At 63.8% G+C, this 21823-nt stretch carries 21 protein-coding genes and 1 pseudogene; 13 read left to right on the top strand and 9 right to left on the bottom strand.

Annotated elements, in window-relative coordinates:
• The first annotated feature begins 8 nt into the window (after nt 1–8).
• Both yihA and kch read left to right on the top strand, forming a co-directional pair.
• A complete protein-coding gene (yihA, locus tag ACAty_RS12775) occupies nt 9–752 on the top strand; it encodes a ribosome biogenesis GTP-binding protein YihA/YsxC (protein ID WP_004869248.1) in 744 nt (247 codons plus the stop codon).
• A gap of 4 nt (nt 753–756) precedes the next feature.
• A complete protein-coding gene (gene kch, locus ACAty_RS12770) occupies nt 757–2025 on the top strand; it encodes a voltage-gated potassium channel protein (protein ID WP_004869246.1) in 1269 nt (422 codons plus the stop codon).
• Between the two features lie 6 nt (nt 2026–2031).
• Here the strand turns inward: kch and polA are convergent, their stop codons facing one another.
• Nucleotides 2032–4716: a DNA polymerase I gene (gene polA / locus ACAty_RS12765; RefSeq protein WP_004869244.1), complete on the bottom strand. Its 2685-nt coding sequence runs from the start codon at nt 4714–4716 to the stop codon at nt 2032–2034.
• Between the two features lie 65 nt (nt 4717–4781).
• Here polA and ACAty_RS12760 point away from each other — a divergent pair, with 65 nt between their 5' ends.
• The 3 genes from ACAty_RS12760 to ACAty_RS12750 are packed head-to-tail and all read left to right on the top strand — an operon-like array spanning nt 4782 to nt 6824.
• Nucleotides 4782–5501: an LOG family protein gene (locus ACAty_RS12760; protein ID WP_004869241.1), complete on the top strand. Its 720-nt coding sequence runs from the start codon at nt 4782–4784 to the stop codon at nt 5499–5501.
• 17 nt (nt 5502–5518) lie between these two features.
• The gene (locus tag ACAty_RS12755) at nt 5519–5860 is read left to right on the top strand and encodes a DUF2782 domain-containing protein (protein WP_004869238.1); all 342 of its coding nucleotides are present in this window, start codon (nt 5519–5521) and stop codon (nt 5858–5860) included.
• 31 nt (nt 5861–5891) lie between these two features.
• Nucleotides 5892–6824, top strand: coding sequence for a homoserine kinase (locus tag ACAty_RS12750; RefSeq protein WP_004869236.1), 933 nt, complete (start codon nt 5892–5894; stop codon nt 6822–6824).
• Between the two features lie 26 nt (nt 6825–6850).
• On the opposite strand, the gene ACAty_RS12745 is transcribed toward ACAty_RS12750, so the two are convergent.
• Nucleotides 6851–7162 (bottom strand): hypothetical protein, encoded by a 312-nt coding sequence (locus tag ACAty_RS12745; RefSeq protein ID WP_004869234.1) that lies wholly within the window; start codon nt 7160–7162, stop codon nt 6851–6853.
• Between the two features lie 141 nt (nt 7163–7303).
• Between ACAty_RS12745 and ACAty_RS12740 the strand changes: the two genes are divergently transcribed.
• The 7 genes from ACAty_RS12740 (at nt 7304) to ACAty_RS12715 (ending at nt 13885) form a co-directional block, all read left to right on the top strand.
• Nucleotides 7304–7903: a cytochrome b/b6 domain-containing protein gene (locus tag ACAty_RS12740; protein ID WP_004869232.1), complete on the top strand. Its 600-nt coding sequence runs from the start codon at nt 7304–7306 to the stop codon at nt 7901–7903.
• A 55-nt stretch (nt 7904–7958) separates the two neighbouring features.
• Nucleotides 7959–9350 (top strand): argininosuccinate lyase, encoded by a 1392-nt coding sequence (gene argH / locus ACAty_RS12735; protein ID WP_004869230.1) that lies wholly within the window; start codon nt 7959–7961, stop codon nt 9348–9350.
• Nucleotides 9347–9502, top strand: coding sequence for an LPS translocon maturation chaperone LptM (gene lptM, locus ACAty_RS15965; protein WP_004869228.1), 156 nt, complete (start codon nt 9347–9349; stop codon nt 9500–9502). Before argH ends, lptM begins: the two co-directional genes overlap by 4 nt.
• Complete coding sequence (lysA, locus tag ACAty_RS12730; protein ID WP_004869226.1) at nt 9499–10764, top strand: diaminopimelate decarboxylase; 1266 nt, start codon at nt 9499–9501, stop codon at nt 10762–10764. Before lptM ends, lysA begins: the two co-directional genes overlap by 4 nt.
• A 237-nt stretch (nt 10765–11001) precedes the next feature.
• Nucleotides 11002–11403 carry an adenosylmethionine decarboxylase gene (gene speD, locus ACAty_RS12725; protein WP_004869224.1) on the top strand — a complete coding sequence of 134 codons (402 nt, stop codon included), beginning with the start codon at nt 11002–11004 and terminating at the stop codon, nt 11401–11403.
• A gap of 99 nt (nt 11404–11502) precedes the next feature.
• A complete protein-coding gene (speE, locus tag ACAty_RS12720) occupies nt 11503–12345 on the top strand; it encodes a polyamine aminopropyltransferase (protein ID WP_004869222.1) in 843 nt (280 codons plus the stop codon).
• Nucleotides 12346–12652: 307 nt separating this feature from the next.
• On the top strand, nt 12653–13885 hold the full coding sequence (locus ACAty_RS12715; RefSeq protein ID WP_038472323.1) for an OmpA family protein: 1233 nt from the start codon (nt 12653–12655) through the stop codon (nt 13883–13885).
• Between the two features lie 83 nt (nt 13886–13968).
• Here the strand turns inward: ACAty_RS12715 and proB are convergent, their stop codons facing one another.
• From proB to ACAty_RS12685, 6 genes and pseudogenes are all read right to left on the bottom strand, one after another.
• Nucleotides 13969–15102: a glutamate 5-kinase gene (gene proB, locus ACAty_RS12710; protein ID WP_004867508.1), complete on the bottom strand. Its 1134-nt coding sequence runs from the start codon at nt 15100–15102 to the stop codon at nt 13969–13971.
• Nucleotides 15099–16221 (bottom strand): annotated as a pseudogene (gene cgtA / locus ACAty_RS12705) (Obg family GTPase CgtA). Before cgtA ends, proB begins: the two are co-directional and overlap by 4 nt.
• Before the next feature lie 69 nt (nt 16222–16290).
• On the bottom strand, nt 16291–16551 hold the full coding sequence (rpmA, locus tag ACAty_RS12700; RefSeq protein WP_004867503.1) for a 50S ribosomal protein L27: 261 nt from the start codon (nt 16549–16551) through the stop codon (nt 16291–16293).
• 11 nt (nt 16552–16562) lie between these two features.
• Nucleotides 16563–16874 carry a 50S ribosomal protein L21 gene (gene rplU / locus ACAty_RS12695; RefSeq protein ID WP_038472321.1) on the bottom strand — a complete coding sequence of 104 codons (312 nt, stop codon included), beginning with the start codon at nt 16872–16874 and terminating at the stop codon, nt 16563–16565.
• Nucleotides 16875–17118: 244 nt separating this feature from the next.
• Nucleotides 17119–18108, bottom strand: a complete 990-nt coding sequence (locus ACAty_RS12690; RefSeq protein ID WP_038472318.1) for a hypothetical protein — start codon at nt 18106–18108, stop codon at nt 17119–17121.
• Nucleotides 18109–18245: 137 nt separating this feature from the next.
• Nucleotides 18246–19154: a LysR family transcriptional regulator gene (locus tag ACAty_RS12685; protein ID WP_004869209.1), complete on the bottom strand. Its 909-nt coding sequence runs from the start codon at nt 19152–19154 to the stop codon at nt 18246–18248.
• A 115-nt stretch (nt 19155–19269) separates the two neighbouring features.
• On the opposite strand from ACAty_RS12685, the gene ACAty_RS12680 reads away from it, so the two are divergent.
• A complete protein-coding gene (locus tag ACAty_RS12680) occupies nt 19270–20463 on the top strand; it encodes a TDT family transporter (RefSeq protein WP_004869208.1) in 1194 nt (397 codons plus the stop codon).
• A 49-nt stretch (nt 20464–20512) separates the two neighbouring features.
• On the opposite strand, the gene tolB is transcribed toward ACAty_RS12680, so the two are convergent.
• Nucleotides 20513–21823, bottom strand: a complete 1311-nt coding sequence (tolB, locus tag ACAty_RS12675) for a Tol-Pal system beta propeller repeat protein TolB (protein WP_004869207.1) — start codon at nt 21821–21823, stop codon at nt 20513–20515.

Below are 21823 nucleotides of genomic sequence, written 5' to 3'. Positions count from 1 at the left end.
CTCTAAGCATGGAACGTACCAATCCCAAGGATATGGCCAAAGCCTTCCGCTTTTCGCCGCTGCGGCGGGCGCGCTTTAGTACGAGCGTGACCCGCATGGACCAACTGCCGGCGGACGATGGGGCCGAAGTGGCCATTGCCGGCCGCTCCAATGTCGGTAAATCGTCCGTGCTCAATCTGCTCACCGGTCACGGTGGTCTTGCCCGCGTCAGCCGGACGCCGGGACGCACCCAAGCCATCAATGTGTTCGATCTGGATCCCGGGCAAAGGCTCATGGATCTGCCAGGCTACGGTTACGCCAAGGTGCCTGACGCGCTGCGCCTGTCCTGGGGGGATTTGCTGGAGGACTACCTGCGCCGCCGTACCAGTCTGCGTCTGTTGCTACTGGTGATGGACATCCGCCATCCGCTGGGGTCCCACGATCTTGCTCTGCTGGATTTTGCCCGGCACTGTGGGCGACCGGTGCACGCCCTCCTGAACAAGGCCGACAAACTCAGCCGCGGTGCGGCGCTACACGCGCTGGCCCAGGCCCGCCGCAACCCGGCCCTCGAGGGAGTGGGCCTGCAGTGTTTTTCGACGCAATCGGGACTGGGTCTCGAGGAGTTGCATTGGCTGCTCGCCCGAACCTACGAAAAAGAGACCCCGGTGGAGACCGGGGCCAAGTCAGAGCCCTCAAAGGGAGGGGAGGGCTCGGGACCTGGCCAGGGAGGAAAAAGCCAGGACCGCAACGCTACAACTGCGGGCTTTGAGTAGCAACATGACTGTAAAGTTCAATCATAAACATCCCTGGCACGTCCTGCGCCCCGATTGGCGGGTTCGTTGGCGCAGCCGCCAAAGCCGCTGGGCCAATCGCCTGCACCTGTCGCTCTGGTATCCGCACTGGCCCATCGCTGCAGCCGTCGGTCTTCTGGGTATCCTCAACATCCTGCCGGCGCTGGAGCATATCCTGGGTCTGCGCTACAACGGCAGTCTCGCGCACATGTCCCAGAGCTTCCTTCTGGATGCCTTCCGCGGTATCCCCGTAGGTGCCGCCGGGATCGTACTCCTGATCATGTCCGTGGGACTTCTGTTCCGCTCCCGCTTTGCCTGGGTGCTGGTGCTGGTGCTCACGGGGGCCATCCTGAGCTATGGGCTTTTTCGCCACCCCAGCCATCCGACCCTGCTGCTCTATTACAATGCCTTGCTCATGGCCATGCTGTGGCTTTTCCGCAAACACTTTAGTTACAGCAGTCTGGCCACGGGAACCCTGTTCGCGCTGACCGGCGCGGTGCTGGTCATCGGTTATGGGGTCTTTGGTGCCTATATTCTGGGGGCCGATTTCAAGCCGCCCATCCACAGCCTGCTCACGGCCCTCTACTACTCTGTGGTGACCATGTCCACGGTGGGCTACGGCGATATCGTCCCCATCACTCCCGAAGCCCGGATTTTTGTGGTATCCCTCATCGTCCTGGGCATCACCGTCTTTGCCACCTCATTGTCCGCCATCATCGTTCCGGCCGTGCACAACCGCCTGCAGGCCGCCCTGAAAGGAGAGGCTCGACCCATGATCCGCAAGAACCACTACATCATCGTCGGCGATACCCCCCTGTCTCGAAACAGTTACCGCGAGTTGAAAAGTCGCCAGCTGCCGGTGGTGGTCATCGTTGGCCATCCCCCAGAGGATTCCATCTATCAAAGCGACGACCTGATCCTTGGCGATGCCGCCGATACCGAGGTGCTGCGCAGTGCCGGGGCGGAAAATGCCATCGCCGTGCTCGCCCTGCGCGCCGACGACTCCGAAAACGCCTTTGTCGTGCTTGCCGTCAAGGAGTTGGAGGGCAATGCCAAGACCGTCGCTGCGGTGAACGACAGCAAGAACCTCGGCCGGGTGCGGCGGGTGCAACCGGACATGATCATCGCCCCTCAGGTGATGGGTGGGGAGCTTTTGGCCATGGCCCTCAACGGCGAAACCCTGGACAGCGATGCCGTGATGCGGATGTTCCGTTTCAGCAGTGGTGAGACGGATAACGGCGGCAAGAAAGGTTGAACCGCGTCAGTCGCCGTGGGCGGCGTCCCAATTGGCGCCCACCCCGAGGCCCACGGTGAGTGGAACGGCCAGTTCCGCCACCCCTTCCATCTTCTCCCGCAGCATCTGGCAAGCCGCATCCACCGCCTTTTCCGGGACCTCCAGGATCAGCTCGTCGTGCACCTGCAGCAGCATCCGACCGTGGTCCGTCTGCGCCAGAAGCCAGGCGTCCACGGCGATCATGGCGAGCTTGATGAGGTCTGCCGCCGTTCCCTGCATGGGGGCGTTGATGGCCGCGCGCTCGGCATAATTGCGCCGCGCCGGATTCTGGGAGCGGATTTCCGGTAGATACAGGCGGCGCCCGAACAGGGTCTCCACATAGCCTTGCTGGCGGGCAAGGCGGCGGGTGTTTTCCATGTATTCCCGGACCCCGGGGTAGCGTTCGAAATAGCGTTCCATGTAGGCCTTGGCCTCCCCTTGGCCGACGCCGAGCTGTTGTGCCAGCCCATAGGGCGTCTGGCCGTAGATGAGGCCAAAATTGATGGCTTTGGCGGCGCGTCGCTGTTCGGGAGTCACCTGCTCCAGGGGAATGGCAAAGACCTCTGCCGCGGTGGCCCGGTGAATGTCGAGGCCCCGAGCAAAGGCCTGGCGCAGGCCGGCGTCGCCGGACAGGTGGGCCATGATGCGCAGCTCGATCTGGGAGTAATCGGCGCTGATCAGCAGGTGCCCGGGCTCGGCCACGAAAGCCTGGCGGATACGCCGGCCGAGATCGCTGCGGACCGGGATGTTCTGCAGGTTGGGATCGCTGGAGGACAGGCGTCCAGTGGCGGCCACTGCTTGGTGATAATGGGTGTGCACGCGACCAGTGCGCTCCTGGATCATCTGCGGTAGGGCGTCGGCGTAGGTGTTCTTGAGCTTGGCCAGGCCGCGGTAGTCGAGGATGAGGCGCGGCAGATCGGCCTGTTTGGCCAGTTCCGCCAGGACGTCCTCGTTGGTGGAGGGCTGGCCTCCCGGGGTTTTTTTGAGGACGGGCAGGCCCATCTTGTCGAAAAGGATGGTCTGGATCTGCTTGGGGGAGTTGAGGTTGAAGCGCTGTCCGGCGGCGGCGAAGGCCTCGGACTCGACGGTGGCCATGCGGGTGTCGAGCTCCTCGCTCAGCCTTTTCAGGACATCCACGTCGATGCGTACGCCCGCCCACTCCATGCGTGCCAGAACCTCCACCAGGGGCATCTCGATGTCGCGAAAGACCCGGGCGAGACCCTCGTGTCGGCGGATCTGCGGCCACATCTGGGCGTCCACCCGCAGGCAGACCTCGGCATCCTCGGCGGCGTAGGCCGTGGCGCTGGCGATATCGACGGCGGCAAAGCTGCGCGCCTGCCGGCCTTTGCCCGTCAGCTCGGCGTAGGAGATATTGCGGTGCTGCAGGTAGCGCTCCGCCAGGCTGTCGAGGTCGTGGGCCGCCGTGCTGTCCAGGACATAGCTCTCCAGCAGGGTATCGCGCGCAAGTCCACGTGGTCGCAAGCCCTGGGCCCAAAAAATCTGCCAGTCGAACTTGGCATTCTGGGCGAGCTTGGCCTTGCTGCCGTCCTCGAGCCAGGGGCCCAGGAGGGCCAGTGCCACATCCCTTGGGATCTGTTTGCCTTCACGGTGGCCCAGGGGCACGTAGACGGCCCGAGTCCGATCGCCTTCGAACCAGGCCAGGGAGAAGCCCACCAGCTCTGCGGCGTGGGGGTCCAGGGAGCTGGTTTCCGTATCGATGGCGACGCGCTCGGTCTGCTCCAGGGTGGCGAGGAGCCGGGCCAGCTCCTCACGGTGGACGATGGCGCGGTAGTTCTCGCGTCGCACGGGATCCGCGCTGGGGGTAGAGGGTCCGGACGGCTCGGGCAGATCCTTCAACCATTGCTGGAAACCGAGGCGTTCGGCCAGGCGCCGCAAGGTGGCGGGGTCGGGCGGCGTGGCCTCTGCGGGAGGGATCTCCACATCGCAGCGGATACGGGCCAGTTCGCGGCTACGCGGCAGGATCTCGGCAACGGCACGGAGGGATTCTCCCACCTTGCCGGGTATTTCCTGCCCATGGGCGAGGATCCCATCCAGGTCCCCATACTGCTGCAGCCACTTGGCAACGGTCTTGGGCCCGGCTCCGGGCACGCCCGGAATGTTGTCCACCTTGTCGCCCACCAGGGCCAGATAGTCGGCAATCTGGGTTGGCTCGACCCCAAAGCGGGCCCGCACCTCGGCAAGATCGGTGCGGGTTCCCTTCATGGTGTCCATGAGGGTGGTGTGCTCGTCCACGAGCTGGGTCAGATCCTTGTCGCCAGTGGCGATGATGACGGGTGTCTGGACCGGTGTTGCCCGGGCGAGGGTGCCGATGACATCGTCAGCCTCGACGCCGGGAACGACCAGAAGTCGTAGTCCCATGGCGCGCACCCACTGGTGGAGTAATTCCACCTGGGCACGCATCTCCTCGGGCATGGGCGGACGCTGCGCCTTGTACTGATCAAAGAGGGCATCGCGGAAGGTCTTGCCCGGGGCATCGAAGACGACGATGATCTCGCTCTGGGGATACTCCCGCTGCAGCCGCCGCAGCATGTTGGCCACCCCCAGGATGGCCCCCGTGGGCAGGCCATCGGGCGCGCGCAGATCGGGCAGGGCGTGGAAGGCACGATAGAGAAAGCTCGAGGCATCCACCAGGATGCGTGGCGCAGTGGGCATCGGGACATCTCCTAGAATTTGTAACATAATACGGGAAAGCCCCATTCTTGGACACGGAAGTCAGCATGCGCCCTCACCTGGAGACGGAACGTTTACGCGACGGTGGCGAAAGTCGCCTCACCCGCGAAGCCTGGAAAATCTTCCAGATCATGGCCGAGTTCGTGCGCGGTTACGAGAAGCTGGCGGCCGTGGAGCCTTGTGTCAGCATCTTCGGGTCCGCCCGCATCGATCCGGAGCATCCCTGGTATCGCAAGACCCAGGAAATCGCCACCAAGCTCTCCAACGCCGGCTTTTCGGTCATCAGCGGCGGCGGGCCGGGGGTCATGGAGGCGGCCAACAAGGGGGCCTTCCGTGGCACGGGCTACAGCATCGGGCTCAATATCGAGCTGCCCCACGAGCAGCACAGCAATCCGTACCAGGATATTTCCCTGTCCTTCGAGCATTTCTACTCGCGCAAGGTCATGTTCATGAAGTATGCGGCCGCCTACGTGGTCATGCCCGGCGGCTTTGGCACCCTGGACGAATTGGCCGAATGTCTGACCCTGGTACAGACGGGCAAGACCCGGCGTATGCCCATCATCCTGGTGGAGTCCAGTTTCTGGAATGGCCTCATTCAGTGGTGGCGGGATGTCCTGCTCGCCGGTGGCACCATCAACGCCGAGGATCTCGATCTGGTTACCGTCATCGACGATGCCGACGCCGTGGTCGCGGCCATCTTTGATCACTACGAGAAGCGCGGTTTTGCCCCTTCCGCCGCCGAGGCGGAAGCATTACTCAACCTCTAGGCGCGAGGAATCCCTTCATGAAACGCATCCTGTGGTCCGTACTCATCGCCAGTCTGGCAGCCGTCAGCGGCAACACCTGGGCGGCGGAAAGCGCTGCCGAAAACATCCACAAGTTGGACCTCCCCAATCTCGCACCGTCCACCGCGACGGGTCCAGAGGCCAAGCTCAAGGTCCCCAAAGGCTCCCAAATCGAGGAGTACAAGGTCAACGGACGGGTGTATATGATCAAGGTCATCCCGCCCAAGCCCTTCCCACCCTATTATCTGGTGGACAAGAGCGGCAGCGGCGAATTCACCCAGGTGCCCCAGAAGGACATCAACGACCTGAGCGTGCCCCATTGGGTCATTTTTCGCTGGTGACGCACGGCATCTGCACTGATTTTGGGGGCCCATGTCCGTCTACACCGATGTTTCCGCACCGGCCCTGGCCGAGTTTCTGTCCCACTACGACCTGGGGGTCCCGAAGGCTCTGGAGGGGATCGGTGCCGGCACGGAAAACAGCAATTTCTTTCTGCAGACCGATTCCGGTCGTTATGTCCTTACCCTCTTCGAGCGCCTACCCGCGGCCGAGATTCCCTACTACCTGCACGTCACGGAATGGCTGAGCCAACGGGGTATTCCCTGCCCGGCGCCGGTGCACGCCCGCGATGGCACGATTCTCCGCGAGCTCTGCGACAAACCGGCGGCCATCGTCCACTGTCTGCCGGGTGCGTCTATCGTCCAACGCCGTCCGAGCGATAGTGAGGTAGCGGCGGCTGGCGCCCTGCTGGCGCGAATGCACCTGGCTGGTGCCGATTTTGCCGAGCGCCACCCGAACCCGGCCGGCTGGTTCTGGTGTCAGCACACCGCACGGCGTCTCAGCCCCAAGCTGAGCCCGGCAGAGCGTGCCCTGCTGGTGGAGGAGTTGGAAGCGCAGAAGGCTTGGCCCCGGGATAAAGTCCCCGGGGGAGTCATCCACGCCGATCTCTTTCCGGACAACGTCCTCTTTCAGGACGATGCCATATCCGGTGTGATCGATTTCTACTACGCCGGCGATGATGCCTGGCTTTACGATCTGGCGATCCTGGCCAATGCCTGGTGTTCCCTCACCGACGGTAGTCTGGACAAGCACCGGGCCGCAACGCTTTGGCGCGCCTATGCAGAAATCCGTCCCATCGAACGCGCAGAGCACGGTTTGTGGTTTCCCTACATGCGCGCAGCGGCCCTGCGTTTTTGGCTGTTACGTCTGGAGGCCCGCCACTTTCCGCGCCCGGGGGCGATGACGGAGTGCCGCGATCCGGAGGAGTACCGGCGCATCCTGGCATGCCGGCGGGAGTTTTGCTGATCGCGGTCTGGCAGCTCTGCACGCGCTCAGGGGGAAGGTGGGCGCGACCAGTAGCCGGCCAGAAATAGGGCCACGCCAAAGAACAACCCCTCCGCTGCCGGCAAGGACCAGTCGGCCGGGTGACTGCCGCTCAGGATGGAAGCAAAAAGCGCCAATGCGGCGACCATGAGAAAGATACCGAGGCGCTCCACGGCCAGTGCGAAGCGGCGTGTGTCGATGGTTTGCAGTCTGGACCACAGGCCGAGGTGGATGAGCAACCTGCGGGTGGCGCTGGGGAAGAGAACGGCGAGGACGATGGCGCAGACGAGGAGGGTATTTGCCAAGTACAGCCAGATCATGCCCGCTCCCAAAAATTCAGATTCATGGGTATGTTTATAGCGCGCATCGCCAACCTTGCCAAGGGCGGCGTACGGATGGCACCACCGTGTCGGACCTGGAGTTTTATGGGACGTGAGGACAGCACATGGATAGGAGTGGTCATGGTGCAGGGTGATGAGGATTCCACGCAGATACCGCCGCCTGCCTGGCCCAGAGAGGCCCGCTGGTTGCACGCCGGGATCGCCTTTGGCGTGACCTGGCAGATCTGGTCGTCTTTGTGGATGACACCGCAGTGGGAGCATGCCGACTATGGCAGTCTCGGCGGTCTGCTCTTCAACGCCCATGCCTGGATCGGTCTGATGACTGCCCTCTTCATCCTCTGGCAGTGGCTCTGGATCGCCAGTGACCGCCGTATTCGCCGCCAGTTCTTTCCCTGGAGCGGCCCCTGGCAGCCCGTGCTCGCCGATCTCGCTGCCCTTGCCCGGGGAAGGCTGCCCGGCGGTGGACCGCGCCCGGGTTTGGCCGCGCTGGTGCACGGGCTGGGGCTTCTGGCCATTACCTGGATGGCGCTGACGGGTTCTGCCATCTACTTTTTCCTGCCCCAGGGCGGCGCCTTGCCCGGCCGTGCTCTGGAAACCCTCGTACCCCTGCATAAACTGGGTAATCTCGTGGTCTGGATCTACTGGTGTGGGCACGTCGCCATGACGCTCCTCCATGCCCTGCGGCGCGAACCCATCTGGAGCATCTTCCGGCTCTGGTGACTGGCGTTGGGGTGAGGCTTTTCGCTATAGTCGCGGCGTTGAACAGGAGTCCATCATGACCGAGAAACTCTGGGGTGGCCGCTTTGCCGCTGCAACCGATGCCCTCGTGGAGCAATTCACGGCGTCCATAGCCGTGGACCAGCGGCTCTTTCGCGAGGACATTCAGGCGTCCATCGCCCATGCACGCATGCTGGCGCGGGTGGGCGTGCTGACGGAGGTCGAGGCCAGTGCCATCGTCCACGGTCTGCGGCGCATCGAGGAAGAGATTGCCGCCGGAAGCTTGCCCTTCACGGACCGGCTCGAAGACATCCACATGCACGTGGAAAGCCGCCTCATCGAGCTCATCGGCGATGTGGGCAAGAAACTGCACACGGGGCGCTCGCGCAACGATCAGGTGGCCACCGACATGCGCCTCTATGTCCGCAGCGCCATCGATCGATTGCGCGCACTCCTGTACGATCTGCAATGGGTCCTGGTGGATCTCGCCAGCCGCGAGGCCGACACCATCCTGCCGGGACTGACTCACCTACAGGTGGCCCAGCCCATTACCTTCGGTCACCACTGCATGGCCTACGTGGAGATGTTCCGGCGCGACAGCGATCGCCTGGCCGACGCGCGGCGACGGGTCAATGTCCTGCCCCTGGGGGCGGCGGCCCTCGCGGGTACCACCTTTCCCATCGATCGCTGGGATGTGGCGCGGCAGCTGGGTTTCGATCACCTTGCCGAAAACAGTCTCGATGCCGTTTCCGACCGCGATTTTCTGCTGGAAGTGGCAGCGGATCTGGGTATCCTGGCGGTGCATCTGTCGCGTTTGGCCGAGGAGCTGGTCTACTGGATGTCCACGAACGTCGCCTTCATCGACTTGCCCGACGCTTTCTGCACCGGATCGAGCATCATGCCGCAGAAAAAGAATCCGGATGTGGCCGAGTTGATCCGCGGCAAAAGCGGTAAGGTGATGGGGCAACTGGTGGCGCTCCTGATACTCATGAAGGCTCAGGCACTGGCCTACAATCGCGACAACCAGGAGGACAAGGCGATTTTCTTTACGGCCGTGGACGAGGTGGAAATGAGCCTCGCTCTTTTGGTGCGCATGTTGCCGGGCCTGCAGACAAGGCCGGAGCGGATGCGGGCGGCGGCCTTGGAGGGCTTTGCGACAGCCACGGATCTGGCCGACTACCTGGTGCGACGCGGGGTGCCCTTTCGCGACGCCCACGCCGTCGTTGGCCGCGCCGTGCGCCTCGCGCAGGAGCGGGGCGTTGGTCTGGAGCAGCTGTCCCTGGCGGACCTCGAGGCGATATCGCCGGCCATCGACGCCACGGCCCTGGAGGTGCTCAGTCTGGAGGGCTCCGTGGCAGCCCGCAACCATCTGGGAGGCACGGCACCGGCGCAGGTGCGTGCAGCCATCGCGCGGGCCCGGCAGCGTCTGGAGCAGGAGGCGCGACGGTGAGGCGCGATCTCCCATTCCTACGCTTTTTGCTGGTGTCGAGCCTGTTGCTGGGGCTTGCCGGCTGTGGCCGGAAAACACCTTTGCAGCTGCCGCCGACGCCCAGTCCACATACGGCGCATCCGGCATCCCCCAGTCACTCGGCGGCGTCGTGACTTTCCCTTTTCACTATCGGCAGCTTCTGCATGGGGGGGGGCAGCTCTGTGTCGAGGACCTGTCCCTGGCAGATCTTGCCGAGCGCTATGCCACGCCCACATACGTCTACTCCGAAAGTTATCTGCGCCAGCGCTTTCACGCCTTCACCCACGCCCTTGGGCCGCAGACCACGCTCTGCTATGCGGTGAAGGCCAACGCCAATCTCAGTATCCTGAACCGTCTGGCAAGGTGGGGGGCGGGCTTCGACATCGTCTCGGGCGGTGAGCTTGCCCGGGTCCTGCGCGCCGGTGGCGATCCCACCCGCGTCGTATTTTCTGGCGTCGGCAAGAGTCGGGACGAGATTCGACGGGCACTGGAGGCGGAGATCTACTGCCTCAATGTGGAGTCCCCGGCGGAGCTTGCGCGCATCGAGCAGGTGGCGGCGGAACTGGGTTGCCGCGCACCCATTGCCATGCGCGTCAATCCCGATGTGGAGGCCTCGACGCACCCATACATCGCTACGGGTCTGCGCGAAACGAAGTTCGGCATCCCCATGGCCGAAGCCCCGCTGCTTTATGAGCGCGCAGCCCGCAGTCGCCATCTGGAGGTCTTGGGCGTAGCCTGCCATATCGGCTCGCAACTGCTGGACCTGGCACCCATTGCTGAGGCGGCGCGGCGCGTCGTCCAGCTTTATGAAGCCCTCGGGCGCCAAGGCATCCACCTGCAGCATCTGGATCTTGGCGGCGGAGTCGGCATCCGCTACCACGACGAGCAGGCGCCCACGCCCGCCGACTACGCTGCCATCCTGGATGCGGCCCTGGGGGATCTGCCCGTGCGTCGGGTGGTGGAACTGGGGCGGGCGCTGGTGGGTAATGCCGGCGCCCTCCTGACCCGGGTGGAGTACCGCAAGTACAATGGCAATCGGGCCTTTTGCGTCGTCGATGCGGCCATGAACGATCTCCTGCGCCCCAGCCTTTACGGTGCCTGGCACGAGATCTGGCCGCTCGAGCGGCGGGCGGCGGCGCAGGCACCGATGGACGTGGTTGGGCCCGTTTGTGAGAGTGGCGACTTCTTTGCCAAGGCGCGGCCCCTGCCGGCAGATCTTCGGGAGGGTGAGGTCCTGGCCATCCTCGGTGCCGGCGCCTACGGTTTTGCCATGAGCAGCCAGTACAACAGTCGCCCGCGGGCGGCAGAGATCCTGGTACACGGCACCGACGCCCGCGTCATTCGTCGCCGCGAGACCCTGGGTGAGCTGTGGGCCGCCGAAGAGCCCTGCGCCTGAGCGATCCACTCAGGTGGCATGAATTGGCCTTGGTCAATCCCCTTGCATCGGGGTGCAAAAAGTGTATAGTGGGCCGCTCTGTTTCCACGGCACCGAAAGCAGCTACAAGGGGGTCAGTCCTTAAAAGACTGGGAGCGATTAGACGGTTCCAGCAAGGTAGGGCATAAAACCACGTACTGTCTGGGGGTGCACGGGAGCTGCTTCTTAACCTTTTTTTGCTAGTTAGGGGGGGCACCGATGCGCTCATTGGGACATCAAATCGTCGCGGACTTCTATGGATGCGACAGCAGTACCTTGTCGGATGTTGAGTTTGTCACGGACGCCATGCTGGAGGCCGCTCGGCGAGCCAACTGCACCATCGTGACGCAGACCTTTCACCATTTTTCACCCTATGGGGTGAGTGGCGCCGTCATCGTCGCCGAATCCCATCTGGCCATTCACACCTGGCCGGAGTACGGTTATGCCGCGGTAGACGTCTTTACCTGCGGTGACGTGATACAGCCCGAGGATGCCTTGAGTTTTCTCAAGGAGGCCTTTGGTGCCGCGCAGGTCTCCACCATGGAGATGAAGCGCGGACAGGTGGAAATGATGGGCGTTCCGGCCCATGAGCTGCGGGTCAAGCCGCAACTCTGCGCCTGACCTTTACCCATTGAATCCAGGCGGTCCCCCGTGGGCCGCCTTTTCTTTTTCCGCTGGGCTGCGCACAATCGTTGCCGTCTGCCACCACGAGGAGTCCCCATGCGCACAGAACTTTGGTACAGCGAACGTTACGAGGAGCACGGAGCCGCCCTGAGCCTGAAGGTCACCGGCGTTCTGCATCGTGAGCAGAGCCCATATCAGGAAATCGAGATTTTCGAGACCGAGCATTTCGGCACCCTCATGACCCTGGATGGCCTGGTCATGCTCACCGATCGCGATAATTTTCTTTACCACGAGATGATGAGTCACCCCGCCCTGTTCAGCCACCCCAAGCCCGCTCGCGTGCTCATCATCGGCGGCGGCGACTGCGGTACGCTGCGCGAGGTTCTGCGTCACCCGGAGGTGGAGCGGGTGGATCAGGTGGAACTGGACGAACGCGTCACCCGCGTGGCCGAACGGTTTTTTCCGGAGCTTTGCGCCAAGAACGACGATCCGCGCGCCCACTTTTTCTTTGAGGATGGCATCGCTTGGGTGGGCAGGGCCGTAGCGGGGAGTTATGACGTGATTATCGTCGACTCTACGGACCCCGTAGGGCCTGCCGCCGGCCTCTTCTCCGAGGAGTTTTACAGCGCCTGCCTGCGGGCCCTGGGGGAACCTGGGATTCTCGTTGCCCAGACGGAGTCGCCACTCTTGCACGCCCCGTTGATTCGGCAATGCCAGGAGCGGATGGGTGCGGCCGGCTTCGATGCCGTCAATAGCCTGTACTTTCCACAATTCTGTTATCCCTCCGGCTGGTGGAGCGCGACCTTGGGGCGGCGCGGGCTTGCCCTCGACAGTTTCCGGCGCAAGGATGCCGAGGCCATGACGGGGCTGCGTTACTATCACGCCGATCTGCACGCCGCCGCACAGGTTCCCCCCGCCTTCCTCCTACCCTCAGCCTGATGGAATGGGCCACGCGGCCGTTGACCCTGGCGCGTGGCAGAGACTGTCATAATAGTGTAACAATCGTCGGCTATACTCTTGAGCGTCGGGCCTTTGGTCCGCATACATCCACCTCAGTGGAGAGGAGCGTCGCCGTGTCCAGCGTCCCGAGTGCGCGGGCCGTGGGTAGCAGAGGGGTGCCTGGTGAGTCCCGGCCGAGTCCGGAGTGCACGCCGGGACCCCTTTCCTGCAGGTCCGCATCAAGCCCCTCGGGCTGGCCCACGCTGGTGCGCTCCTCCGCACTCAATCGCACACTCAGGAGCGTACCATGCCGAGATTACTGTTTGTCTTGCTCACCACACTTTTTCTGAGCCTTGGGACCACTACCGCCTTCGCCCGGGAGCCCGGCGCCGATCTGCCCTTCCTGAGCCGTTATCCCGGGATGCAGATGGAAACCTACGGCCATTCGGCCTTTGACGAAGTCAACATCCCCATCCGAAAGATCGAATCGGAGAAGAACTGGCGCGCGTATACGGAGCACCTGGAAGGAGAGGTGACCTATATCGAATACTACAACCCCAAAGGACGCTCCTCCCTGGAGATGATGAGCAATTTCCGCCAGGCGCTCCAGAATGCCGGCTTCAAGGTCCGCTGGGAGTGTTCGGCGTCGGCGGGTAACTGCATCGGTAGCGGTTTGCCCAAGGTGGAGGTGTGGCGCGGTACCACGGTCAACGCCGCTGGTACCACGGATAATCGAGAACAGACCGTCTATGAGTGGCTCAATACCGCTCGCGCCCTAACGGCCGAGCACCGCGCCCCCAATGGCGTGCGCACCGTGGTGTTCATCAACCTCACGGACGGCAGCACGCGCTTATTTGCGGTGCAGACCAAGCCCATGCAGACCGGGCTCGTCACCACCAACCTCACGCCCGTGGACAGCGCCGGCATGACCGCGGCTCTTCAGGGCCCGGGCAAGTTCGACATGCACCTGCCCTTTGATTACAACAAGGCCACCCTCCGTCCCGACGCCCTGAAAACCGTCGGCGAACTCGCCCAGACCATGCGCCAGAATCCGCAGCTCTTCATTGGCCTGGATGGGCACACGGACAACATTGGCGGGACCGATTTCAACCAAAAGCTCTCCGAGGCGCGCGCCAATGCCGTGAAGGCAGCCCTCGTGGCCCAGGGCATCGACGCCAGCCGTATTGCTACACGCGGTCTCGGGGCGACTCAGCCTGTGGCGGACAATGCCACCGATGCCGGGCGCGCCAAGAATCGCCGCGTTGAGGTCGTCAATCTCACTCCCGGCTTTGTCCCCGCGACGAGCAGCACCGCGCCAGGGGCCGCCGCTCCCGGTCAGCTTTCCCTGGTCCCCGCATCCGCCCCCGCCGCAGCCAACAACGGCGTCCCGCAGATGCAAGGATCACGGCAGGGTACTGGCGCCTCTGTGCCCAATCCCGCCGGCGATCTCGCCAACCAGGCGGGCTACGCGGCCAAGGACCAGCTGGAGTACGAAGTCCGCTCCGGAGTGCGCAGCCTGGTGCACGGACTCTTCCGCTAGGCGGGGTCGGGGGGCGGCTCGGGCTGCCCCCAGCCCGACGGTCTAGGAATGTACGCACTGGCTGGACGCGAGCGTGGAGGTCTTTACTGGCTGCGTGTTGCGGTTAGGACGAGGTTGTCGCGGTGGATGAGTTCGGGCTCGTCCAGGTTGCCGAATTCGGCTTTGATGGCGTCGCTCGTTTTGCCAAGGCGCCGACGGACCTCGGCGAGGTCGAAGTTGATGAGGCCGCGGGCGACTTCCTGGCCTTCGGGATCGAGGCAACAGACGAGATCGCCGCGACGGAAATCTCCTTCGGCCGCGCGCACCCCCACGGGCAGGAGGCTGGAACCTTTTTCCAGCAAGACCCGGGCGGCGCCAGCGTCCAGATGCAAGGTGCCACGGGGCCGCAGCTGCCCGGCCAACCAGCGTTTACGGGCCGCAAGTTTGGGCAGGGCGGGGTGGAAATAGGTACCCAGGGCTTCGCCCGCCCAGAGGCGCAAGAGTACGTTCTCCTGGCGCCCGGCGCAGACGATGGTTGCGGTGCCGGAGCGGGCGGCCCGTTCCGCGGCCAGGACCTTGGTGCGCATGCCGCCGCTGCCGACACCGGTGCCCGCGCCACCGGCCATCGCCAAAAGGGCAGGATCGCCGGCCCTGACCTCAGTCAACAGGCGGGCGTCGGGGTGACGGCGGGGATCGGCGTCGTACAGTCCTTCCTGATCCGTGAGGATGACCAGCAGATCCGCCTCCAGCAGATTGCTGACCATGGCCGCCAGGGTGTCGTTGTCGCCAAAACGCAGCTCGCTGCTGGTGACGGCGTCGTTTTCGTTGATGATGGGCAGGACCCGCATGTCCAGGAGGGTGCGTAAGGTGGCGCGGGCCGCCAGGTGGCGTTGCCGGTCCCGCAGATCGTCGTGGGTAAGGAGCACCTGGGCCCCCACGACGGAGCCTTTATGGAGGAAGTCTTGATAGGTTTGGATCAGCGCGGCCTGCCCGATGCTGGCCGCGGCTTGCAGCTCGTGCAGCCGCTCCGGACGTTGCGTCCAGCCCAGGCGTTCCATGCCGGCGGCGACGGCGCCGGAGGAGACCAATATCAGCTCCAGACCGGCGCGGTGCAGCACCAGCAGTTGCTGCACCCACTGTGCAATGGCCGCGCTGTCGAGGCCTAGACCGTTGTTCGTCAGGAGACTGCTGCCGATCTTCACCACCCAGCGGTGACCCACGGTCCGCGGTCCGTTCATGGTTCCGCTTCCCAGTCGTCCCAGTCTGCGTCTTCCAGGACGTACTCGGCGTTCTCGCCCTCGTCGGCATCGCCCCAGTCCACCTCCCGACTGGGCTCCGGTGCCGGCGGCAGCTCGGGCAGGGCGCGTCCGATCCGTTGGACGAGTTCGGCGCAGCCAAAACCCGTCGCCGCGGAGATGAGGAAGGCGGGCCCTTGCCAGTCCAGACGGCGAAGGATGGAGCGAAACTGCGCTTCGGCCGCTGCCGGTTCCATCAGGTCGGCCTTGTTCACCACCAGCCAACGCGGCCGCTGCGCCAAAGCCGGGCTATAGCGCCGTAGTTCTTCCTCGAGCTCATGAAACTGCATGACCGGATCCGTATCGGGATCGGGCGGTGCCATATCGAGAACGTGCAGGAGGAGACGGGTGCGGCTCAGATGCTTCAGAAAGCGGGTGCCAAGACCAGCCCCCTCGGCGGCACCCGGTATGAGGCCCGGAATGTCGGCGATGACGAAGGATGCCTCGAGGGCCAGACGCACGACGCCCAGGTGCGGGCGTAGGGTGGTGAAGGGGTAGTCGGCCACCTTGGGCCGGGCAGCGCTGACGGCACGGATCAGGGTACTCTTACCGGCATTGGGAAAGCCCAGAAGCCCTACGTCGGCCAGCAGGCGAAGTTCCAGGCGCAACTGCCGCTCTTCCGCGGCCCCGCCCAGTTCGTGTTGACGTGGAGCGCGATTGACGCTGGATTTATACCAGAGGTTACCGTGCCCTCCGCGCCCCTCCGCGACAGACCAGGAGGCGTTGACCCGGGCTGTGCAGGTCGCCCAGGAGTTCTCGGGTGTCCTCGTCAAAGACCAGGGTGCCGACGGGTACGGCAATCTCCAGATCCTTACCCGCCCGTCCGGTCATCTGCCGGCCCGCACCGCCGTGGCCGTTCTCGGCGCGGTAGCGACGCTGATAGCGAAAATCGATCAGGGTATTGAGGTTTTCCCGGGCGATGAGGTAAACGTCGCCACCGCGTCCTCCGTCGCCGCCATCGGGACCGCCGAAGGGAATGAATTTTTCGCGACGAAAACTCACTGCCCCGTGACCACCTTTGCCGGCGGCCACGAATATCCGCACTTCGTCAATGAATTTCATAAGAAAACCCCGCCCCGCGGTGAGCTGGGGCGGGGTCCCGCGTGATGGGCTTTGCTTGGGGCTGGTGCCTCAGTCCGCCCGGACGACACTGACCGTGCGCACATGGCGCGGGCCTTTGCGCTCGAACTGAACGATCCCGTCGCTCAGGGCGAAGAGGGTATGGTCCCTGCCGATACCGACATTGGCCCCGGGATGAAACTGGGTGCCGCGCTGGCGCACGATGATGTTGCCGCCGATCACGGCCTGGCCACCAAAGCGCTTGATACCCAGACGTTTTGATTCGGAGTCGCGGCCGTTGCGGGAAGATCCGCCTGCCTTCTTGTGTGCCATGGTGTCTCTCCTTAGCCTTCGATACCGGTGATGCGTACTTCGGTGAAATACTGACGATGCCCCTGCTGCTTCCGGTAGTGCTTACGCCGACGCATCTTGAAAATGTGGACCTTGGCGGCGCGCCCCTGGGCGAGGACCGTGGCCTTGACCAGTGCGCCGCTGAGCGTGGGCGTCCCGACCCGGGCATCGCTACCCTCGCCCAGCATCAATACCCGATCCAAGGTGAGTTCGCTGCCGGGTTCCGCCTCGATTTTTTCGAGCCGCAGTTTGTCGCCCACCGCGACACGGTACTGCTTGCCACCGTTTTCAATGACCGCGTACATCAGAACCTCCAGCAAAGGGAACTCGGGTATTCCGGAAAAGGCGCGTAGCATAAGGGGAAAAGTCCGAAAGGTCAAGGAGCTTGGGTGAGGGAGCTTGGGCGATGCCCGGCCGGCGTTCCCGTTGTCAGAGCCCTTTCGACGCAGACTCGTGGGTATCTCTGGCCGCCGACTTGCCACGGTTCAGCCGGACCGTGACCGCCGGGCAGCCGGGCAGTCTTCCGTTCCCGGCCGCGTGCCGTGGCTTTCAGCCGGGCACGCCGAGGTCTGCGGCGGTAGCGCTTCGCTCCTCGGCAGCGACGCGGGACCGGCTCGGACCCAGATAGACCCAGGCGGCGAAGAAAAGGAAAACGATGGCGTAGATGTTGGTGGTTCCCAGCACATCGCCCTTGTTGGCCGTTGCTCCAGGGAGGTAGGGACCGCCCCAGCCCTCGGCTGTGGTCCATAGACCGATGCTGTAGGCAAGCCCCAGAGGAATCATCCAGCGCAGGCCCCGGCCGAAGAGCAGGGCCAGAGCGATGAGGCTTTCGGCAAGTGCGGCAAAAACGCCAAAGATCATTGGCCCCACCAGCTGGATGAGGGCGATGAAAAAGGCGATATAGGCAACGATCCAGGCGGGTTCTCCCGGCTCTGCCTGCTGCAGGTAGCTGACAGCGTGCGTCAGGAAGTAGGGCTGCCACTTCCAGAAGGCGTCAAAGGCCCAGAGCAGGCCAAAGAGCAGCCGTGCAGCGCGCATGTGGCCGAGGGAAATGGCCTGGGGGCGTGACCGGGCAAGACTGAGACCCTCCCAGCTGCGTGTCCAGATGACCAGCAGAAAGGCCAAGGCATAGACGATGGCGGTTCCGGGGTCCGTGGCACCGGCGGTGTATGGCCCGCCCAGACCACCCACGGTGCTCCACAGCCAGAGATTGTAGAGGACCCCCACCCAGGCGAGGAAAGGCAGTCCCAGACCGCTGATCAAGGATGCCGCCAGAAAGGCGTCCAGGGCAATGGTAATCCCGGCCACGCGCTCGGCGCCCATGGCCGTGACCCAGTGAACCGTCCAATGACCATAAGCCGCGAGCCAGCTGGGCTGGCCAGCTGCCCAATCCGCCGACAGGCTATCCAGAAAATGGGCGCTGTAGGCAGGATTCATCTGAAGATAGGTATTCACGAGCCAGGCGATGCCGAACAGAATGCGCACCGTGCCAAAAGCGCGACGCAATTCCGTCGAAGGTGTGTAAGCGGAGTTGGGCATGGGTTTTCCTGAGGCTTCCGTTATTGTCCACAAGATGCTACCACGGCCATCCGCAAGCGTCATCTGAATTGGAAAAAACCATGAAATACCTATTGATATCTGAATAACGGAGATAGTTTTGGAGACACGTTCTGGAGCTATTCCGTTGGCATGAGTTTAGGGATCGCGGCGCGAATATGTTGCAGCAGGGTATCGCTGGCACGATCCAGCGGATCGCGATAGAGCACGGCCAGGCGGTGCGGAATCTCGGGAACCAGCTCGCGGGTAACGAGACCCGGCGAAGGTTCACTGTTTTGGGTGGCGCTGACGAAGGCCAGTCCGAGTCCGGCGCGCACGCCATCGCGGATGGCGGCGAGGCCACTGAGCTCGAAACGAATTTCGGGATGCAGACCGAGGTCACGAAAGGCCTGTAGAGCCGCCTCGCGGATGCCAGAGCCGGACTCCCGCCAGATCAGCGTGCTTTCCTGGAGGCTGTGGAGGTGGACCGGGGCCGCGCTGGCGGCAAGGGGGTGCTGAGCCGGTAGCAGCAGGACGATACGGGTACGGAGCAGACATTCCTGTACCCAGCGGGCCTCCCGCGGCTCGGGCAGATCGTCTTCGACGAAGACCAGATCCGCCTCGTCCCGATGCAAACGTGCCTGACGGCTGTTGCTGGTGGTCAGGCGCAGGTGGATACCCGGGTGGTTGCTGCGAAAGCGCGCCAGCGCGCCCGGGAGCAGCAGTTCCGCATTGCTGTTGCTGGCCAGTATGCGTACGGAGCCATGCAGCAGTCCTTCCGTGGACTGGCAGAGATGCTCTGCCTCTTCCAGGGCCAGTTCGATCTCTTCTCCGAGTTTTGCCAGGCGGAGACCCAAGGGTGTCGGAACGATACCGTGGCGAGCGCGCCGGTAGAGCGGCTCCCCAGCTTGTTCCTGGAGCTGTTTGAGGCGGTGTGAGATGGCCGGTTGGGTCAGAAAGAGTCCCTCCGCAGCCACGTGGAGGTTACCGGCCCGCGTCACCCGGGCCCAAAGGAGCAGGAGAGCGGGATCGATACGGTGACGCGTCATGGGGCAGTCCAAGTAATAAAATAAACGAATTTCATGAATCCATATTCGTCATTGGTCTGTTGTATTGCAAGTGTCTATGCTCCATCCAGTCCTTCGCTAAGGGAGTGCTGCATCCATGCGATTGCTGTCCGCCGCCCCCGGTCGGGATCCTCGGGAAATCGTTCGTCACTTCACCCCCAACTGGTTTGCCGCCAACATGGGCACGGGTATCCTCGCGTTGATGCTGGCGGCCTTTCCCTATGGCCACTGGGGACAGCTGGAGATCGCCCGCGGGCTCTGGGCCGTCAACGTCTTCTTCTTCGTCCTGTTCGCTGCCCTGTTCACGGGGCGGGCGCTGTTTTACCCCCGCAGTTTTGCGAAGCTTTTCGAGCATCCGGTGCAGTCGCTTTTCATCGGCGCCATTCCCATGGGATTTGCAACCATCATCAACGGGTTGCTGGATTTTTGGCCGATCACTCCGCAGACCCTCGCCATTGCCCAGGGCCTGTGGTGGGTCGATGTCCTGATGGCCTTGATCTCCGCCTTGCTCATTCCCTTTTTCATGTTTACGGCCCACGAGCACAGTATCGAGCGGATGACCGCCGCGTGGCTGCTTCCCATCGTTCCGCCGGAGGTGAGTGCGGCCAGCGGCGGCCTTTTGGCCCAGCACCTGTCTCCCGCCCTTGCGCGACCCGTGGTCTATGTGAGTTACGTGCTGTGGAGCATCTCCGTGCTCCTGGCCCTGGCGGTGCTGGCCATCCTCCTGCTTCGCCTGACCCTGCACAAGCTTCCCCACCGCGACATGGCCGTGTCCACCTGGCTACCCCTGGGTCCCTTGGGGACTGGCGCCTTCGCCATGCTTACCCTGGGCAAGGCCGATGTCCTGGCTTTTGCAGGGACTCCGCTGGCCTCCATGGCGAACTTCGGCCAGCTGGCGGGTATTCTGGTTGCCCTCGTGCTCTGGGGCTTTGGCCTGTGGTGGATGGTCATGGCCGTCGCCTTCACCCTGCGTTATCTGCGCGAGGGTCTGCCCTTCAACATGGGCTGGTGGGGCTTCACCTTTCCCTTGGGGGTGTTCGACGCTGCCACCTACGGCCTTGGCGAGGTGACGGATTTTGGCCCGCTGACCGTGCTCGGTGCCGTTTTCACGGTGCTGCTGGCGGGGTTCTGGATCGTCGTCACGCAGCGTAGCTTTGTGGGGATGTGGACCGGCGCGCTGTTCCGAGCCCCCTGCCTCTCCGAGGAGACGGGTCTGCCGGCGCCAGCCTGTTCCGAGGGCACTGTGCCTCCCGGGCAGCGGCCAGACCTCATGGCCAGCCTGCGCCGGTAAAGATTCATGGGGTTGCCGCTCCCGACGCGCCGGCGGTGGGCCGTCACCCTTAGACGAAATCCCAGCTGCCCTCGTTGGCCTGCCCAGGTAGTTGCAGGAAATGCAGGCCCTTGCCGTTGATGGCGACTTCCGCCAGAACCTTGCGCCCGCCCTGGTGCGTGTTGAAGAGCAGCATACGCCCATCCGGGGCAAAGCTGGGGCGTTCGCAATTGGCGCCGGCATAGAGCACCCGCAGATCGCCGCCCTGACGATCCATGACGGCCAGACTCAAAATGCCAGCGTCGGCGTGAATGAAGCCGATCCAGCGGCCATTGGGGGAGATCGCCGGTGATACGTTGTAGCCGCCGTTGAAGCTCAATCGACGCACCCCGCCTCCATTTCGGTTCATCTGGAAAATCTGGGCACTACCGTCGCGGTTGGAAACAAAGAGGATGTGCCGCCCGCTGGGGGTCCAAACGGGGCTGGTGTTGACGGTCCCCTCCCGAGTCAGGACCCGTTCCTGGCCGTCGGCGAGATTCAGTCGGACGATTTCCGTACGACCATGGCCCCAGACGCGGGCAAAGGCCAAGTAGTGGCCCCCGGGGGAATAGGCTGGCGCGCTCTGCGCCGCCCCATGCCCCGGTACCTCGCGTCGCTGGCCGTTGCGCAAATTCTGGATATAGATGACGGAGTGTTGGTGGCGGTAGCTGACATAGGCGAGATGCCCATGCCCCGGCGACCAGGCCGGGGAGATGACGGGGATACGACCACGCAGGACCGTACGCGGATGCCAGCCATCACTGGCAGCCACCTGCAAGCGAAACTGCCCGCCCCGCGCATCGACGAAGGCGATGTGGCCGCGAAAAGGACCGGGATGGCCGGTGACGGCACGATACACGAGATTGGCGACGTCCTGGCCCATCTGGTGATAGCTCGCAGCAGCGCCGCTGAAGCGGCGGGCAGCAATGACCTTGTCGTCCAGGAGATTCACGACATACGCCTGCACTCGGTAATCCTGCCCCGCGCTCTGCACTGAACCGAGGACCAGCGTCAAGGCGCCGGTCTTCGTCCAGGCGGTGGAGGAAAGACCCCTGACCGCGTGCGGGTCCGCCGGATAGAGGTCCGGCGCGATGACGTGAAAATAGCCGCTGTAACGCAGATCCTGGCGCACGATCTGGGCAATGGATGGCTGACCTGCCGGACCCGCGCCAAAATCCGGGACCGCTACGGGATCGCTGCTGCGCACGGCCTTGGCCACGTGCACCAGCAAGGTGGCCTGAGCCAGCGGTGCCAGTGCCAGCGTGCCGCACAGCAAGACGGCGCGCGCCAGGAAGGGACGCCGTGGCGGCGTGAGGCGAGGAAGAGAGGAGTTGGCCGACAC

The organism is Acidithiobacillus caldus ATCC 51756 (assembly GCF_000175575.2).
Classification (GTDB): Bacteria; Pseudomonadota; Gammaproteobacteria; order Acidithiobacillales; family Acidithiobacillaceae; genus Acidithiobacillus_A; species Acidithiobacillus_A caldus.
Note: the sequence above shows the minus strand (reverse complement) of the source record. Positions and strands in the feature narration are given on the sequence as shown.

Bases quoted from the DNA above. Each gene is read 5' to 3' on its own strand.
- argH (WP_004869230.1), top strand. From the start codon at position 7,959: ATGACCGAGAAACTCTGGGGTGGCCGCTTTGCCGCTGCAACCGATGCC.
- ACAty_RS12760 (WP_004869241.1), top strand. From the start codon at position 4,782: ATGCGCCCTCACCTGGAGACGGAACGTTTACGCGACGGTGGCGAAAGT.
- ACAty_RS12740 (WP_004869232.1), top strand. From the start codon at position 7,304: ATGGTGCAGGGTGATGAGGATTCCACGCAGATACCGCCGCCTGCCTGG.
- ACAty_RS12685 (WP_004869209.1), bottom strand. From the start codon at position 19,154: ATGACGCGTCACCGTATCGATCCCGCTCTCCTGCTCCTTTGGGCCCGG.
- ACAty_RS12690 (WP_038472318.1), bottom strand. From the start codon at position 18,108: ATGCCCAACTCCGCTTACACACCTTCGACGGAATTGCGTCGCGCTTTT.
- kch (WP_004869246.1), top strand. From the start codon at position 757: ATGACTGTAAAGTTCAATCATAAACATCCCTGGCACGTCCTGCGCCCC.
- ACAty_RS12715 (WP_038472323.1), top strand. From the start codon at position 12,653: ATGCCGAGATTACTGTTTGTCTTGCTCACCACACTTTTTCTGAGCCTT.
- polA (WP_004869244.1), bottom strand. From the start codon at position 4,716: ATGCCCACTGCGCCACGCATCCTGGTGGATGCCTCGAGCTTTCTCTAT.
- speD (WP_004869224.1), top strand. From the start codon at position 11,002: ATGCGCTCATTGGGACATCAAATCGTCGCGGACTTCTATGGATGCGAC.
- proB (WP_004867508.1), bottom strand. From the start codon at position 15,102: ATGAACGGACCGCGGACCGTGGGTCACCGCTGGGTGGTGAAGATCGGC.
- ACAty_RS12745 (WP_004869234.1), bottom strand. From the start codon at position 7,162: ATGATCTGGCTGTACTTGGCAAATACCCTCCTCGTCTGCGCCATCGTC.
- ACAty_RS12750 (WP_004869236.1), top strand. From the start codon at position 5,892: ATGTCCGTCTACACCGATGTTTCCGCACCGGCCCTGGCCGAGTTTCTG.
- rpmA (WP_004867503.1), bottom strand. From the start codon at position 16,551: ATGGCACACAAGAAGGCAGGCGGATCTTCCCGCAACGGCCGCGACTCC.
- ACAty_RS12755 (WP_004869238.1), top strand. From the start codon at position 5,519: ATGAAACGCATCCTGTGGTCCGTACTCATCGCCAGTCTGGCAGCCGTC.
- speE (WP_004869222.1), top strand. From the start codon at position 11,503: ATGCGCACAGAACTTTGGTACAGCGAACGTTACGAGGAGCACGGAGCC.
- yihA (WP_004869248.1), top strand. From the start codon at position 9: ATGGAACGTACCAATCCCAAGGATATGGCCAAAGCCTTCCGCTTTTCG.
- rplU (WP_038472321.1), bottom strand. From the start codon at position 16,874: ATGTACGCGGTCATTGAAAACGGTGGCAAGCAGTACCGTGTCGCGGTG.
- ACAty_RS12680 (WP_004869208.1), top strand. From the start codon at position 19,270: ATGCGATTGCTGTCCGCCGCCCCCGGTCGGGATCCTCGGGAAATCGTT.